Source organism: Streptomyces speibonae (assembly GCF_984686075.1).
The window spans coordinates 1072694-1087952 of record NZ_OZ480260.1; the positions used below are offsets into that span (position 1 = coordinate 1072694).

General features: G+C 72.3%; 12 protein-coding genes and 1 pseudogene. 8 read left to right on the forward strand and 5 right to left on the reverse strand.

The genetic code is table 11. The annotated features are described in order from the left end of the window. The first annotated feature begins 138 nt into the window (after window positions 1-138). The 6 genes from zwf to AC5L3C_RS04840 all read left to right on the forward strand — a co-directional run bounded on the left by zwf (window position 139) and on the right by AC5L3C_RS04840 (window position 8702). Entirely contained in the window at window positions 139-1713 is a 1575-nt protein-coding gene (zwf, locus tag AC5L3C_RS04815; RefSeq protein ID WP_493647099.1) for a glucose-6-phosphate dehydrogenase, read from the forward strand. After that, on the forward strand, window positions 1710-2645 hold the full coding sequence (gene opcA, locus AC5L3C_RS04820) for a glucose-6-phosphate dehydrogenase assembly protein OpcA (protein WP_493647100.1): 936 nt from the start codon (window positions 1710-1712) through the stop codon (window positions 2643-2645). The genes zwf and opcA overlap by 4 nt, the downstream gene beginning before the upstream one ends. Then, window positions 2638-4284, forward strand: coding sequence for a glucose-6-phosphate isomerase (gene pgi / locus AC5L3C_RS04825; protein ID WP_493647102.1), 1647 nt, complete (start codon window positions 2638-2640; stop codon window positions 4282-4284). The genes opcA and pgi overlap by 8 nt, the downstream gene beginning before the upstream one ends. A gap of 6 nt (window positions 4285-4290) precedes the next feature. Beyond that, complete coding sequence (gene gnd / locus AC5L3C_RS04830; RefSeq protein WP_493647104.1) at window positions 4291-5175, forward strand: phosphogluconate dehydrogenase (NAD(+)-dependent, decarboxylating); 885 nt, start codon at window positions 4291-4293, stop codon at window positions 5173-5175. 4 nt (window positions 5176-5179) lie between these two features. Then, complete coding sequence (locus AC5L3C_RS04835) at window positions 5180-5764, forward strand: histidine phosphatase family protein (RefSeq protein WP_493647106.1); 585 nt, start codon at window positions 5180-5182, stop codon at window positions 5762-5764. Between the two features lie 544 nt (window positions 5765-6308). Then, entirely contained in the window at window positions 6309-8702 is a 2394-nt protein-coding gene (locus tag AC5L3C_RS04840) for an ATP-binding cassette domain-containing protein (protein WP_125502639.1), read from the forward strand. A 28-nt stretch (window positions 8703-8730) separates the two neighbouring features. Here AC5L3C_RS04840 and AC5L3C_RS04845 read toward each other — a convergent pair whose 3' ends face one another. Further along, window positions 8731-9177, reverse strand: coding sequence for a PPOX class F420-dependent oxidoreductase (locus AC5L3C_RS04845; protein ID WP_493647109.1), 447 nt, complete (start codon window positions 9175-9177; stop codon window positions 8731-8733). A gap of 48 nt (window positions 9178-9225) precedes the next feature. Between AC5L3C_RS04845 and AC5L3C_RS04850 the strand changes: the two genes are divergently transcribed. After that, complete coding sequence (locus AC5L3C_RS04850; protein WP_493647111.1) at window positions 9226-10455, forward strand: serine hydrolase domain-containing protein; 1230 nt, start codon at window positions 9226-9228, stop codon at window positions 10453-10455. Between the two features lie 13 nt (window positions 10456-10468). Here the strand turns inward: AC5L3C_RS04850 and ribA are convergent, their stop codons facing one another. Next, complete coding sequence (ribA, locus tag AC5L3C_RS04855; RefSeq protein ID WP_493653737.1) at window positions 10469-11128, reverse strand: GTP cyclohydrolase II; 660 nt, start codon at window positions 11126-11128, stop codon at window positions 10469-10471. Window positions 11129-11169: 41 nt separating this feature from the next. On the opposite strand from ribA, the gene AC5L3C_RS04860 reads away from it, so the two are divergent. After that, entirely contained in the window at window positions 11170-11937 is a 768-nt protein-coding gene (locus tag AC5L3C_RS04860) for a creatininase family protein (RefSeq protein WP_493647113.1), read from the forward strand. 263 nt (window positions 11938-12200) lie between these two features. Here the strand turns inward: AC5L3C_RS04860 and AC5L3C_RS04865 are convergent. The 3 genes and pseudogenes from AC5L3C_RS04865 to AC5L3C_RS04875 all read right to left on the reverse strand — a co-directional run. Next, window positions 12201-13067, reverse strand: a pseudogene (locus AC5L3C_RS04865) (lysylphosphatidylglycerol synthase transmembrane domain-containing protein); the annotation flags it as partial. After that, complete coding sequence (locus AC5L3C_RS04870) at window positions 13064-14032, reverse strand: class I SAM-dependent methyltransferase (protein ID WP_493647114.1); 969 nt, start codon at window positions 14030-14032, stop codon at window positions 13064-13066. The pseudogene AC5L3C_RS04865 and the gene AC5L3C_RS04870, both read right to left, overlap by 4 nt. After that, entirely contained in the window at window positions 14029-15258 is a 1230-nt protein-coding gene (locus tag AC5L3C_RS04875) for a glycosyltransferase family 4 protein (protein WP_240661097.1), read from the reverse strand. The genes AC5L3C_RS04870 and AC5L3C_RS04875 overlap by 4 nt, the downstream gene beginning before the upstream one ends. Between the last annotated feature and the right edge of the window lies 1 nt (window position 15259).

The following is a 15259-nucleotide window of genomic DNA, read 5'->3' on the forward strand; positions in this document are numbered from 1 at the left end:
ACCGACGCGAGGGCGGAGACCCCGGCAGCCGGGCAGGCCGCAAACCGCGCAAAGACCCACACCCCGGCAACCGGACCGGCGCCTGCCGGCCCAGGCACCCACACCCCGGCCGCCGGGACGGCGCCGGCAGAGGCGGGGGTGGGGACCCCGGCCGGCGGGGCCGCGGCCGTCGGGCTCACCGCGCCCCCGGTCGGCTGGTGCAACCCCTTGCGGGATCCGCGGGACCGGCGGTTGCCGCGGATTGCCGGGCCCTCGGGGCTGGTCATCTTCGGGGTGACCGGGGACCTGTCGCGCAGGAAGCTGATGCCGGCCGTGTACGACCTCGCCAACCGGGGGCTGCTGCCGCCCGGCTTCTCGCTGGTCGGGTTCGCCCGCCGGGACTGGGAGGACCAGGACTTCGCCGAGGTGGTGCACAACGCCGTCAAGGAGCACGCGCGGACACCGTTCCGCGAGGAGGTCTGGCAGCAGCTCTCCGAGGGCATGCGGTTCGTCCCGGGCGACTTCGACGACGACCAGGCCTTCGAACAGCTGCGCAAGGCGGTCGACGAGCTGGACGCCTCCCGGGGCACCAGCGGCAACTACGCCTTCTACCTCTCCGTACCGCCCCGCTTCTTCCCGAAGGTCGTCCAGCAGCTGAAGCGGCACGGGCTGGCCGACGCCCCCGAGGGCTCCTGGCGGCGGGCCGTGATCGAGAAGCCGTTCGGCCACGACCTGAAGTCGGCCCAGGAGCTGAACGCGATCGTGCACGAGGTCTTCGACCCCGAGCAGGTCTTCCGCATCGACCACTACCTGGGCAAGGAGACCGTCCAGAACATCCTGGCGCTGCGCTTCGCCAACCAGCTGTTCGAACCGATCTGGAACCGCTCCTTCGTGGACCACGTGCAGATCACCATGGCCGAGGACATCGGCATCGGCGGCCGCGCGGGCTACTACGACGGCATCGGCGCCGCCCGCGACGTCATCCAGAACCACCTGCTGCAACTGCTGGCGCTCACCGCGATGGAGGAGCCGGCCGCCTTCGACGCGGGCTCGCTGCTCACCGAGAAGCTGAAGGTGTTCCGGGCCGTGCGGCTCCCGGAGGACCTGGGGCGGCACACCGTGCGCGGGCAGTACGCGGGCGCCTGGCAGGGCGGTACGAAGGTGTGCGGCTATCTGGAGGAGGAGGGCATCACCCCGTCCTCCACCACCGACACCTACGCCGCGATCAAGCTGCGGGTGGACAACCGCCGCTGGGCGGGCGTGCCCTTCTACCTGCGCACCGGCAAGCGGCTCGGCCGCCGCGTCACCGAGATCGCCGTGGTGTTCCAGCGGGCGCCGCACTCCCCCTTCGACTCCACAGCCACCGAGGAGCTGGGCCAGAACGCCGTGGTCATCCGCGTCCAGCCGGACGAGGGCATGACGGTCCGGTTCGGCTCCAAGGTGCCGGGTACCTCGATGGAGCTGCGGGACGTGACCATGGACTTCGCCTACGGCGAGTCGTTCACCGAGTCCAGCCCGGAGGCGTACGAACGGCTCATCCTGGATGTGCTGCTCGGGGACGCCAACCTGTTCCCCCGTCACCAGGAAGTGGAGGAGTCCTGGAAGATCCTCGACCCGATCGAGGAGTACTGGGCGTCGAACGGCCGGCCGGCGCAGTATCCGGCGGGCAGCTGGGGGCCCGCGGAAGCCGACGAGATGCTCGCACGAGACGGACGGAGCTGGCGCAGGCCATGAAGATCGACCTGACCGACACCACGGCAAGCAAGGTCAACAGAGCGCTGGTGCAGGGCCGCCGGGCCATCGGCACCCCGGCCGTGGGCATGGTCCTGACCCTGGTGATCGTCACGGACGAGGAGAACGCCTACGACTCGATCAAGGCGGCCGAGGAGGCCTCGCACGAGCACCCCTCACGTACCCTCGTGGTGATCAAGCGGCACGCCCGCAACCCGCGCGAGCGCACCCACTCCCGGCTGGACGCCGAGGTCAGGGTGGGCTCGGAGGCGGGCACCGGGGAGACGGTGGTGCTGCGGACGTACGGCGAGGTGTCCGACCACGCCGACTCGGTGGTGCTGCCGCTGCTGCTGCCGGACGCCCCCGTGGTGGTGTGGTGGCCGGCCGAGGCGCCGGAGAACCCCGCCCAGGACCCACTGGGCGCCCTGGGGCAGCGCCGGATCACCGACCTGTACGCCGTCGAGAATCCCATGCAGGTGCTGGAGACCCGGATGCGCACCTACGCGCCCGGCGACACCGACCTCGCATGGACCCGGCTGACGCTGTGGCGTTCCATGCTGGCGGCGGCGCTGGACCAGGCGCACGCGTCGGTGACCTCGGCGGCCGTGGAGGCGGAGGCCGACAACCCCGCCGCCGAGCTGCTGGCGCGCTGGCTGGGGGCGCGGCTGCGGGTCCCCGTCGACCGGGTGGTGACCGCGGGTCCGGTGGTCACGGCGGTCCGTCTGGGGACCGAGGACGGCGAGGTGGTCATCGACCGGCCGGAGGGCCCGCTGGCCACCCTGACTCTGCCCGGCCAGCCCGCACGCCGCCTCGCACTGAAGGTCCGCCCCACCTCCGAGCTCATCGCCGAGGAACTCAGGCGCCTCGACGCGGACGAGATGTACGCCGTCGCCCTGCGCGGCGAGGCACCCGAGGAGACCCCCGCCCATGTCTGACGTCCCCGAGCCGACCCGGCGACCCGAGTGGGCAGCCCTGGAGAACCTGCGCGCGGACCGGCTGCCGCGGCCGGACCTGCGCGCGCTGTTCGCCGACGACCCCTCCCGCGCGCGGCGCTACGTCGTGCACGTGGGCGACCTGCGCATCGACTACTCCAAGCACCTGGTCGACGACGAGACGCTGGCGCTGCTGCTCGAACTGGCCGCGGCCACCGATGTGGCCGGCCTGCGCGACGCCATGTTCCGCGGCGAGCGGATCAACGTCACCGAGGACCGGGCGGTGCTGCACACCGCGCTCCGCGCGCCGCGCGACGCGGTGATCGAGGTCGACGGGGAGAACGTCGTCCCGGCCGTGCACGCCGTGCTGGACCGGATGGCCGACTTCGCCGCCCGCGTCCGCTCCGGCGAGTGGACCGGCCACACCGGCCGGCGCATCCGCACCGTCGTCAACATCGGCATCGGCGGCTCCGACCTCGGTCCGGCGATGGCGTACGAGGCGCTGCGCGCCTTCACCGACCGGGAGCTGACGTTCCGTTTCGTGTCCAACGTGGACGGCGCCGACCTGCACGAGGCGGTGCGCGACCTGGACCCGGCGGAGACGCTGTTCATCGTCGCGTCCAAGACCTTCACCACGATCGAGACGATCACCAACGCCACCTCGGCGCGGTCCTGGCTGCTCGGCGGCCTCGGCGGCGACGAGAAGGCGGTCGCGAAACACTTCGTGGCCCTCTCGACGAACGCGGAGAAGGTCGCCGAGTTCGGTATCGACACGGAGAACATGTTCGAGTTCTGGGACTGGGTCGGCGGACGCTACTCCTACGACTCCGCCATCGGCCTGTCCCTGATGATCGCCATCGGCCCGGACCGCTTCCGGGAGATGCTCGACGGCTTCCGCATCGTCGACGAGCACTTCGCCCACGCGCCGGCGGAGGCCAACGCGCCGCTGATCATGGGCCTGCTGGGCGTCTGGTACAACAACTTCTTCGGCGCGCAGTCGCACGCGGTGCTGCCGTACTCGCACTACCTGTCGAAGTTCACCGCCTACCTCCAGCAGCTGGACATGGAGTCCAACGGCAAGTCCGTGGACCGTCAGGGCCGTCCCGTGTCCTGGCAGACGGGACCGGTGGTGTGGGGCACGCCCGGCACCAACGGGCAGCACGCGTACTACCAGTTGATCCACCAGGGGACGAAGCTGATCCCGGCCGACCTGATCGGCTTCGCGCGTCCGGTCGCCGGGCTGGGTGACCGGCTCGAGGCGCAGCACGACCTGCTGATGGCCAACCTGTTCGCTCAGGGCCAGGCGCTCGCCTTCGGCAAGACCGCCGAGGAGGTGCGGGCGGAGGGCGTGCCCGAGGAGCGGGTGCCGCACCGCACGTTCGAGGGCAACCGCCCCACCACCACGATCCTGGCCACCGAACTGACCCCCTCGGTGCTCGGTCAGCTGATCGCCCTGTACGAGCACAAGGTGTTCGTGCAGGGCGCGATCTGGAACATCGACTCCTTCGACCAGTGGGGCGTCGAACTCGGCAAGGTGCTCGCCAAACGGGTCGAGCCCGCCCTCACTTCGGGCACCGACGTCCCCGGCCTCGACCCGTCCACGGCCGCGTTGGTGGCCGCCTACCGCGAACGCAGAAGGTGAACTGACATGCAGATCGGTCTTGTTGGTCTCGGCAAGATGGGCGGCAACATGCGCGAGCGGCTGCGCCGCGCGGGCCACACCGTCATCGGGTTCGACACCAATCCCGAGGTGTCCGACGTACCGCACCTCTCCGACATGGTCGACCGGCTCGAAGGGCCGCGCGCGGTCTGGGTGATGGTCCCCGCGGGCGGCCCCACGCAGGACGTCGTGGACCGGCTGGCGAGCCTCCTCAAGCACGACGACATCGTGGTGGACGGCGGCAACTCCCGCTGGACCGACGACGAGAAGCACGCCAAGGAGCTGGCCGCCCGGGGCATCGGCTTCGTCGACGCGGGGGTCTCGGGCGGCGTATGGGGCCTGGAGCACGGTTACGCCCTCATGGTCGGCGGCGAGAAGGCCCATGTACGGCGGCTCGAGCCGATCTTCGAGGCGCTCAAGCCGGAGGGCCCGTACGGCTACGTCCACGCGGGCCGGGTCGGCGCCGGGCACTTCGCGAAGATGGTCCACAACGGCATCGAGTACGCCATGATGCAGGCCTACGCCGAGGGCTGGGAGCTCCTGGAGAAGGTCGAGTCGGTGGACAACGTCCGGGAGGTCTTCCGCTCCTGGCAGCAGGGCACCGTCATCCGCTCCTGGCTGCTGGACCTGGCGGTCGACGCCCTCGACGACGACGAGCACCTGGAGCGGCTGCGCGGCTACGCCGAGGACTCCGGCGAGGGCCGCTGGACGGTGGAGGCGGCCGTCGACAACGCCGTGCCGCTGCCCGCGATCACCGCGTCCCTGTTCGCCCGGTTCACCTCCCGCCAGGAGGACTCGCCGCAGATGAGAATGGTCGCGGCACTGCGCAACCAGTTCGGCGGGCACGCGGTCGAGACGGTGCGGAAGGCCTGACGGCGTGGGTGATCTGCTGCTGGCGCGGCACGGCGAGACGGAGTGGAGCCGGGACGGTCGGCACACCGGCCGCACGGACGTGCCGCTGACGCCCCGGGGTGAGGACCAGGCGAAGTCCCTCGCCCCGCTGCTCGCGGGGCGGACCTTCGCGCTGGTCCTCACCAGCCCGCTGGTCCGCGCCCGCCGCACCGCCGAGCTGGCGGGCCTGACGGGCGCGGAGCCGGAGCCCGATCTGCGGGAGTGGGACTACGGCGGCTACGAGGGGATCACCACGGCTCGGATCCGCCGCGACCGGCCCGGCTGGAACCTGTGGACCGACGGCGTCCCGCCCGGCCGCGAGTACCCCGGCGAGTCACCGGCCCAGGTCGGCGACCGCGCGGACCGCGTCCTGGCCCGGGTGACCGCTCCTCTGGCCGAGGGTGACGTCCTCCTGGTGGCCCACGGCCACCTCCTCCGCGTCCTCACCGCCCGCCGCCTGGGCCTCCCCCCGTCGGCCGGCCGCCTGTTCCGCCTGGACACCGGCACCCTGTCCCGCCTCTCCGAGGAACACGACACCCCGGTCATCGCGGAGTGGAACACCCGCCCGTGAGGCAAGCGGCCCGCGTCGGCTCCGCCGCGCGGCCGCAAAGGGAACCGACCACGCCCTCGAGGCAGCCGCCTCCCACCCGCCCCCCGGGGGGTACGCGGTGCGGCCGCACCCCGGGGCGCGGGGCTGTGCCGATCCGCGGCTCCGCCGCGTGGGTGCAAAGGGGGCCGGGGGCGGAGCCGCACCACCAAGGGGCGCGGGGCTGTGCCGATCCGCGGCTTCGCCGCGCGGGCGCAAAGGGGGCCGGGGACGGTGCCGCACCATCAAGGGGCGCGGGACTGTGCCGATCTGCGGCTTCGCCGCGCGGCGCAAAGGGGGCCCGGGGGCGGAGCCCCCGGGGACGGGACGGGAAGGGGCGGCGGGGGCGAGGAAACCCCCTCAAGACCCCGGTCGCACCGCCCGCGCACCCCACCCCGTCAGGAATGGAGAAGCGCAGCCGCACCCACCCGTCTAGCCTAGCCATGGCCAAGGGCCAGCCGGGAAGCAGGCCGCCCGCACCCGGCCCGCCCCCGGCGACAGCCCGAGCCCGCCCGACGGATGGAGAACGATGAGCAAGGACACGAGGACGGACCGGCAGTCGGCCGCACCCCACCCCGCCGACAGCCACGACCTGATCCGCGTCCACGGCGCACGCGAGAACAACCTCAAGGACGTCAGCGTAGAACTCCCCAAGCGCCGCCTCACCGTGTTCACCGGCGTCTCCGGCTCCGGCAAGAGCTCCCTGGTGTTCGACACGATCGCCGCCGAGTCCCAGCGGATGATCAACGAGACGTACAGCGCGTTCCTCCAGGGCTTCATGCCGACCCTCGCCCGCCCCGAGGTCGACGTCCTCGACGGCCTGACCACCGCGATCACCGTCGACCAGCAGCGGATGGGCTCCGACCCGCGCTCCACCGTGGGCACCGCCACCGACGCCAACGCGATGCTCCGCATCCTTTTCAGCCGCCTCGGCAAGCCCTACTTCGGCCCGCCCGGGGCGTTCTCCTTCAACGTCGCCTCCGTCTCGGCCAGCGGCGGCTTCACCGTCGACCGGGGTGCCGACAAGACCAGAACGGAAAAGGTGTCCTTCAGCCGCACCGGCGGCATGTGCACGCACTGCGAGGGCCGGGGCACCGTCTCCGACATCGACCTGACGCAGCTCTACGACGACTCCAAGTCGCTCTCGCAGGATCCTTTCACCATCCCCACCTACACGGGCGGCGGCTGGGTGGTGCGGGTCATCGCCGAGTCGGGCTTCTTCGACCCGGACAAGCCGATCCGCGAGTACACGAAGAAGGAGCGGCACGACTTCCTGTACCGCGAGCCGACCAAGGTCAAGATCAACGGCGTCAACCTCACCTACGAGGGCCTGATCCCCAAGCTGCAGAAGTCGATGCTCAACAAGGACCGGGAGGCGATGCAGCCGCACATCCGGGCCTTCGTGGACCGGGCGGTCACCTTCGCCACCTGCCCCGAGTGCGACGGCACCCGGCTCACCGCGGGGGCGCGGTCGTCGAAGATCAAGGACATCAGCATCGCCGACGCCTGCGCGATGGAGATCAGGGACCTGGCCGAGTGGGCGCGCGGCCTCGACGAGCCGTCGGTGAAGCCGCTGCTCACCGCGCTCCAGCACACCCTCGACTCGTTCGTGGAGATCGGGCTCGGCTATCTCTCCCTCGACCGGGCCTCGGGCACCCTGTCGGGCGGCGAGGCGCAGCGCGTGAAGATGATCCGGCACCTCGGCTCCTCGCTCACCGACGTCACGTACGTCTTCGACGAGCCCACCGTCGGTCTGCACCCGCACGACATCCAGCGGATGAACAACCTGCTGCTGCGCCTGCGGGACAAGGGCAACACGGTGCTGGTCGTCGAGCACAAGCCGGAGGCGATCGCGATCGCCGACCACGTCGTCGACCTGGGCCCGGGCGCGGGCGCGGAGGGCGGCACCGTCTGCTTCGAGGGGACCGTGGAGGGGCTGCGGGCCAGTGACACGGTCACCGGCCGCCACCTCGACGACCGGGCCGCCGTCAAGGACACGGTCCGCCAGCCCACCGGCACGCTGCCGATCCGCGGCGCGACGGCGAACAACCTGCGGGACGTGGACGTCGACATCCCCCTCGGCGTGCTCACCGTCGTCACCGGGGTGGCGGGCTCCGGGAAGAGCTCCCTCGTGCACGGATCGATCCCGGCCGAGGAAGGGGTGATCGCGGTCGACCAGACCCCGATCCGCGGCTCCCGGCGCAGCAACCCGGCCACGTACACCGGCCTGCTCGACCCGATCCGCAAGGCGTTCGCCAAGGCCAACGGCGTGAAGCCGGCGCTGTTCAGCGCGAACTCCGAGGGCGCGTGCCCCACCTGCAACGGCGCCGGTGTGATCTACACCGACCTGGGCATGATGGCCGGGGTCTCCACGACCTGCGAGGACTGCGGCGGCAAGCGGTTCGACGCGTCGGTGCTGGAGTACCGCTTCGGCGGCCGCGACATCAGCGAGGTGCTGGCGATGTCGGTGGCCCAGGCGGAGGAGTTCTTCCGCGAGGGCGAGTCGCGGATCCCGGCGGCCCACCGGATCGTCGCGCGGATGGCGGACGTCGGCCTCGGCTATCTCACCCTGGGGCAGCCGCTCACCACCCTGTCCGGCGGTGAGCGCCAGCGGCTCAAGCTGGCCACGCACATGGGCGACAAGGGCGGGGTGTACGTGCTCGACGAGCCGACCACCGGCCTGCACCTGGCGGATGTGGAGCAGTTGCTCGGTCTGCTGGACCGGCTGGTCGACGCCGGCAAGTCGGTCATCGTCATCGAGCACCACCAGGCGGTCATGGCGCACGCCGACTGGATCATCGACCTCGGCCCGGGCGCCGGTCACGACGGCGGCCGGGTCGTCTTCGAGGGCACCCCGGCCGAGCTGGTCGCGGCCCGCTCCACCCTCACGGGTGAGCACCTCGCGGAGTACGTCGGCGCCTGAGCCGCCGCCCGCGCGGGCGCCGGGGACGCTATGCCCCGGCGCCGCGCGGGATGCCGTACGCCCGTTCGACCCGCAGGCGCAGGACCAGCCGCTTGTCACGGACCATCGCCGCCCGGTACTCGTTCCAGTCCGGGTGCTCGCCGTTGATGTCGCGGTACAGCCGGATCAGTTCCTCCACCGTCTCGTCGTAGGGGTCCCGGGCGACGGGTGACAGCGCGGCGGTGCCCTCGGCGACGGTGTAGGCCCACCGGTCGGGGGTGGTGACGTGGTAGGAGGCCCGGGGGTCCCGCCGCAGGTTGCGGGTCTTGGCCCGGTCGTCGGTGAGCGAGACGCGGATGACGCGCTCGTCGGGGTAGTAGGCGTGCATGACGTTCGACAGCTGGGGGCGGCCGTCGCGTTTCAGCGTGACGAGCACGCCGCCGTGCACCTCCGAGAGCAGGGCGAGCAGTGCGTTCTGTTCGGCGTCCTGAGTCATGACTCGCTCAACGGTCCTTGGCGGGCCGGCGTTCCCCGAAGGAGACCGATGGGAGTACTGCGGCAGGAGACCGGGCCCGAGGAGGCCGGGCTGGACGCGGCGGCGCTGGAGCGTCTCGACCGGCATTTCGCCCGCCTGGTCGACGCGGGGAAGCTGCCCGGCTTCCTCGTGGCCCTCGCCCGGAACGGACGGGTCGCGCATCTGACGGCGTACGGGGCGCGGGACGTCGCGGCCGGGCTGCCCGTGGAGAGCGACACACTGTGGCGGATCTACTCCATGACCAAGCCGGTGACGGCGGTGGGCGCGCTGATGCTGGTCGAGGAGGGCCTGCTGTCGCTGGACGACCCGGTGGGCCGCCACCTCCCCGCCTTCGCCGAGCCCCGCGTGTACGCGGGCGGCTCGGGTGACCGGGTGCGCACCCGTCCGGCCGCCGGGCCCCTCCTGGTACGGCATCTGATGACGCACACCGCCGGGCTGACGTTCGCCTTCTACCACGCCCATCCGGTCGACGCGCTGTACCGCGCGGCCGGTCTTGAGTCGTCGGTGGCGCCGGGTGCGGACCTCGCGGGGACGACCGAGGTGTACGCGAGCCTGCCCCTGCAGTTCGATCCCGGGACGCAGTGGAACTACTCGGTGGCCTCGAACGTCCTGGGCCGGATCGTCGAGGTCGTGTCGGGCCGTCCGCTCGACGTGTACCTGGCCGAGCGCGTCTTCCGGCCGCTCGGCATGACGGACGCCGGTTTCCAGGTGTCCGACGGACAGGCGGAGCGCCTGGCGGAGCTGTACGGCGAGTCGGACACCGGCGGTATCCGCCCGATCCCCGGCCTGCCCCTGCGGGGGCGTCCCCGTTTCCTGTCCGGCAGCGGCGGCATGGTGGCCTCCGCCCGTGACTGGCACCGTTTCATGGAACTGCTGCGCCGGCGCGGCGAGCTCGACGGTACGCGGCTGCTCACCCCGGCGACGGTCGACCTGATGACCCGCAACCACCTTCCGGGCGGCGCCGACCTGCGGTCCTTCGGCAGCCGCCCCGCGCACGACGAACCGGGCAACGAGGGTGTCGGCTTCGGTCTCGGGGTCAGCGTCGTCGTCGACCCGGCCCGCACGCAGTCGCCGTCCGCCCCGGGCAGTTACGGCTGGAGCGGGGTGGCCACCACCACCTTCTGGGTCGACCCGGGCCGCGACCTGACCGTGCAGTTCCACACGCAGGTGCGGCCCAGGTCCTCCCACACCGTCTTCCGGGATCTCAAGCGGCTGGTGCACGAGGCGGTGGCGCACTGACGGGGGCTGCCCGTCAGGACAGGTGCGCCACGGCGTCCAGGTGGGGCAGATGGTGGTCGAGGCGCTCCCGCTTGGTGCGCAGGTAGGTGATGTTGCTCTCGGACGGCGGTATGAGCAGCGGCACCTGCTCGGCGACCTGGACGCCGTGGCGGACCAGCGCCTCGCGCTTGCGCGGGTTGTTGGACATCAGCCGCACCGACCGCACTCCCAGGTCCTTGAGCATCCCGGCGGCGACCGCGTAGTCACGGGCGTCGACGGGCAGGCCGAGCGCGAGGTTCGCCTCGACGGTGTCCAGGCCCTCGGCCTGCAACGCCATCGCCCGCAGCTTGGCGAGCAGCCCGATGCCGCGGCCCTCGTGACCGCGCAAGTAGACGACCACGCCCGCCCCTTCGGCGGCCACCGCGCGCAGCGCCGCCGCCAGCTGCTCACCGCACTCGCAGTGCTGGGAACCGAAGGCGTCGCCGGTCAGGCACTCCGAGTGGAGCCGGGTGAGCACACGGTCCGCCCCGAGATCGCCGTACACGAGGGCGACTTGCTCGTCACCGCGGTCGTGGTCGAGGTAGCCGACCGCCTGGAACTGTCCGTACACGGTGGGCAGCGGCGCATTCACGACGCGTTCCACACCGGTCCGCCGCTGAGGCTTCTTGCCGAGTACGCCTACTTTTTCTGTCATCATTCTCGAGTTCCTAAGCAGAGACGAAAGGCCGTGACGATATGGGTGGTTCACAAAAGCGGTCGGCGGCATACGGCCCGGTGCACGGTCTGTTGCCGGCGGATACTACAGAGGATGTACGGACGCGGGGAGCCGACGTCTCACAGCAGATCGCGGTACTTCCGGTCGGGAGTTTCGAACAGCACGGCCCGTACCTTCCGCTGACGACCGATACGCTGGTCGCCTGTGCGATCGCGCGGGAGATCGCCGACGCCTACCCGGTGCACCTCCTTCCTCCGGTGACGATCTCGTGCTCGCACGAGCACGCGGCCTGGCCGGGGACCGTCTCCCTCTCCTCCGTGACCCTGCACGCGGTGATCCGGGACATCGCCGACTCGCTCCGCCGCTCGGGCGTGGACGCTTTGGTGCTGGTCAACGGCCACGGCGGAAACTACGTCCTGGGCAACGCCGTTCAGGAGGCCTCGGCACGCGGTGAGCGGATGGCCCTGTTCCCGGCCCCGGAGGACTGGGAAACGGCACGCGAGCGGGCCGGCGTCGTCACGTCCCTCCTCACCGACATGCACGCGGGCGAAATCGAGACGTCGATCCTTCTGCACACGCATCCCGAAGTGCTCCGCCCCGGTTATGAAACCTCCGATCACGTCGCCGACGACCGACGCCACCTTCTGACCACCGGCATGTCCGCCTATACGGATTCCGGCGTCATCGGCCGCCCTTCCCTGGCCTCACCGGAAAAGGGCAAGCAACTCCTGGCAAGCCTGACGGATTCCTTCGGGGCATATTTCTCACTTCTGACATCAGAGGCCTGAACTCCCAGCCCGTCCAGGCCTTGTGAACCAGCCCGAGCCGCAACTCCCAGCCCGTCCGGCGTTTGAGGACGAGGCCGAAGGCCGACGGGGGGTCCGGGGGCAACGCCCCCGGGGTCGGGACGGGAAGGGGCGGCGGGGGCGAAAGAGGCCCGCCCGGCACCACGTACACGCGCATACCACCGCCCTACCAGCACCACCACCCCCGGCAGACTCGCCACAAGACTGAGCACGCCGTACACCACGGCGACCGACAACCCCCGCCCGGCCCCCAGCCCCGCCGCCCCGAACGCCCACGCGGCAACCCCTTCCCGCGGCCCCCATCCCCCCACGTTCAACGGCAACCCCATCGCCAGCAACGCCAGCAACGCCAGCGGCAGCAACTCCCCCACCGACGCCCCGACCCCCACGACATCCGCGGCGAGAACGAACATCGCGACATACCCCGCCAGCACCACCACCGAAGAGAGAAGCACCCCAGGCGCGTTCCGCCGCGAGAACAACCCCACCCGGGCCTCCCCGAGCACCCCGCGCAGAAGCCCCCGCTTCCGCTCCCGCTCCCGCTCCCGCCCGGAATCCGAGCCCCCCGCCCGATTCATCCGCAAGGCCAGCACCACCGCACAGACCCCCACCACCCCGAGCCCGACCACCGGCACCGCCTGCCGCACCTCACCGAGCACCGGCGACGGCATCGTCACCAGCACCACACCCCCGGCGACGAACAGCGCGAGCTGTCCCGCCGTGCGCTCCAGCACCACCGCCCGCACGCCGCGCCCCATGTCCCCGGCGTCCTGCCCGTGCCGCACGGCCCGGTGCACGTCGCCGACGACGCCGCCGGGCAGCGCGGCGTTGAGGAAGAGGGCACGGTAGTAGTCGGCGACGGCGGCTCCCAGCGGGAGCCGGATGCCGATCCCCCGCGCCACCAGCGCCCAGCGCCACGCGCTGAACACGGTGGTCACCAGCCCGATGCCCAGCGCCCCGAGCAGCGCGGCCGCGTCGATGCGCCGTATCCCGTCCACGAACGTCCCGGTGCCGAGCCGCCAGAACAGCAGGGCGAGGATCGCGACGCCGGCGAGGGTGCCGAGACGATTCCGCACGGTGCGGGAGTTGAGCCGTGCCCACACCGTCCTCATGCGGTCCCGCCCGCCGGCCGGCACAGGGCGAGCAGGTCGCTGTGGTGGACGACGACCCACAACTCCCCCGCCGCGCAGGCTTCCAGCCGCTCGGCCAGATACGCGTCGGCCCGTGCCTTCAGCTCGGGCCGCTCCTCCACGGCGGCGCCGACCCAGCCGCGCAGCCACTGCTCGGTGAGGTCCGCGTCGTCGGGTCCGAGGCGCCAGGGGCTCGGGTGCAGCCGTACGGTCGCGCCGTGCTCGGTGAACGCCTCGGCCGCGACCGTGACGGCGTCCGGGCCGAGGAGGTCGCCGCGCCGCTGGTGGGCGTTGAAGGCATCGGTGATCTCCTGGTCCATGGGGTGCGGGGCGGTCAGTTCCACGCGTCCGGCCACCGACAGGGTCAGCAGGGCCGGGCAGCCGGCGCCCGCGCAGGCGGCGGCGAGGGTGGCGATCTCCTCGCGGGTGAGGACGTCGAGCAGGGCGGAGGCGGTCACCAGGGAGGCGCCGTTCAGCGCGTCCGGGGTGAGCCGGGCGACGTCGCCGCGCCGGGTCTCGACGGTGACGTGGCTGCCGTCGGCGGCGGAGCGCGGGGAGGCGACGGCGGCGAAGTGCAGCAGGTAGGGGTCGCGGTCGTGCAGGACCCAGTGCTGGGCGCCGTCGAGGTGCGGGGCGAGCCAGCGGCCCATCGAGCCGGTGCCGCAGCCGATGTCGTGGATGACGAGGCCGTCGGCCCGCCCGGGGAGGTTGGCGAGCCGGATGCGCAGCGGGTCGAGCAGGTCGTAGGAGCGGGCGGCGGCGTCGGCGGGTTCGCGCAGCTGCAGCCACTCGGGTGCGTAGCGGGCCGGTTCGTCGTCGCCGGTGTCCCGCAGTCGCAGGGTGGCGCGCTCCCCGGGCCGGGGTGCGGCGGGTCCGGCTCCGGGGATGACGGACTGCTGGGCGGGGAGCGTGACACCGTGCTGGGTGGTGGTCGCCGGGTTGGTCATGCTGCCCTCCGGGGTTCGGTCGGGAGCCGGCGCAGTACGCCCGCCAGGCTCTGTGCGGTGCTCGCCCAGCCGCCGAGCGCGGCCCGCCGGCTGCGGGCGGCGGCCTTCAGCCGGCGCCGCACGTCCGCCTCGCCGAACCAGCCGCGCAGTTCGGCGGCGATGGCGGCGGGGTTCTCCGGCGGCACGAGGATGCCGGGCACTCCGCCGTCGGGTGCGCGGCCGACGGCCTCGGGCACTCCGCCGACGTCGGTCGCCAGCACGGGGATGCCGCGCGCCAGGGCCTCGGTGACCGCCATGCCGTAGGTCTCGGCGTAGGAGGTGAGCACCATCAGGTCGGCGGCGGCGTAGCTGGCGTCGAGTGCGGCGCCGGTCTGCGGTCCGGTCAGTTCCAGGCGGTCGTCGAGTCCGTGTTCGCGGATGAGGCCGCGCAGGTGGGTGACGTAGTCGGGGTCCTGGTGGAGTCCGCCGACGAGCGCGCAGGTCCAGGGCAGGTCGGCGACCGCGGCCAGTGCCTCCACGAGCCGGTGCTGTCCCTTGCGCGGGGTGACGGCGGCCACGCACAGCAGCCGTGAGACGCCGTCGGTGCCGGGCGCGAGGGGTGCGATGTCGGCGCCGGGGGCGGCGACGTGCACCCGGTCGGGGTCCAGGCCGTGGTGGGAGACCAGGCGGCGTACGGCCCAGTCGCTGGTGGCGACGACGGCCGGGACGGCCCGCAGCACCGCGCGTTCACGTGCGTCGAGTTCGGCGGCGACGTCCGTGTCGAGGCCGGTCTCGTCGCCGAGCGGGAGGTGGACGAGTACGGCCATGCGCAGCCGTCCCTCCTCCGCCTCCGGGACGATGACCTCGGGCACCGAGCAGGCGACGAGCCCGTCGAAGAGGACGACGGCGCCGTCCGGCAGTTCCCGCAGGGTGCGGGCGAGTTCCGCGCGGGCTTCGGCGTCGGGGCGGGGCCAGTCCCCCGCGACCGTGTGCCGCTGCACCTGCCAGCCGAAGCCGGGCAGGTCCAGGCAGGCGCGGCGGTCGTAGGCGTTGCCGCCGCTGGGCGCGGACGGGTCGTCGACGCCGCCGGGCATCACGAAGTGGACCGTGCGCAGGGACATGGGGATGATCCCGCCGTTCCTCGGGAAGGACGCCTGTTTCGGAACGTAGCCCAGTCGGGCGGTCCCGGCCCGGTCGTGGGGCGTGCCGGTCGTGGCGGTCGTGGTGGCGGTGGTCGCGTGTGTCATG

Excerpts from the sequence above, each read along its gene's own strand:
- opcA (WP_493647100.1), top strand. The coding sequence starts at position 1,710 with ATGAAGATCGACCTGACCGACACCACGGCAAGCAAGGTCAACAGAGCG.
- pgi (WP_493647102.1), top strand. The coding sequence starts at position 2,638 with ATGTCTGACGTCCCCGAGCCGACCCGGCGACCCGAGTGGGCAGCCCTG.
- gnd (WP_493647104.1), top strand. The coding sequence starts at position 4,291 with ATGCAGATCGGTCTTGTTGGTCTCGGCAAGATGGGCGGCAACATGCGC.
- AC5L3C_RS04840 (WP_125502639.1), top strand. The coding sequence starts at position 6,309 with ATGAGCAAGGACACGAGGACGGACCGGCAGTCGGCCGCACCCCACCCC.
- AC5L3C_RS04845 (WP_493647109.1), bottom strand. The coding sequence starts at position 9,177 with ATGACTCAGGACGCCGAACAGAACGCACTGCTCGCCCTGCTCTCGGAG.
- AC5L3C_RS04850 (WP_493647111.1), top strand. The coding sequence starts at position 9,226 with ATGGGAGTACTGCGGCAGGAGACCGGGCCCGAGGAGGCCGGGCTGGAC.
- ribA (WP_493653737.1), bottom strand. The coding sequence starts at position 11,128 with ATGACAGAAAAAGTAGGCGTACTCGGCAAGAAGCCTCAGCGGCGGACC.
- AC5L3C_RS04860 (WP_493647113.1), top strand. The coding sequence starts at position 11,170 with ATGGGTGGTTCACAAAAGCGGTCGGCGGCATACGGCCCGGTGCACGGT.
- AC5L3C_RS04870 (WP_493647114.1), bottom strand. The coding sequence starts at position 14,032 with ATGACCAACCCGGCGACCACCACCCAGCACGGTGTCACGCTCCCCGCC.
- AC5L3C_RS04875 (WP_240661097.1), bottom strand. The coding sequence starts at position 15,258 with ATGACACACGCGACCACCGCCACCACGACCGCCACGACCGGCACGCCC.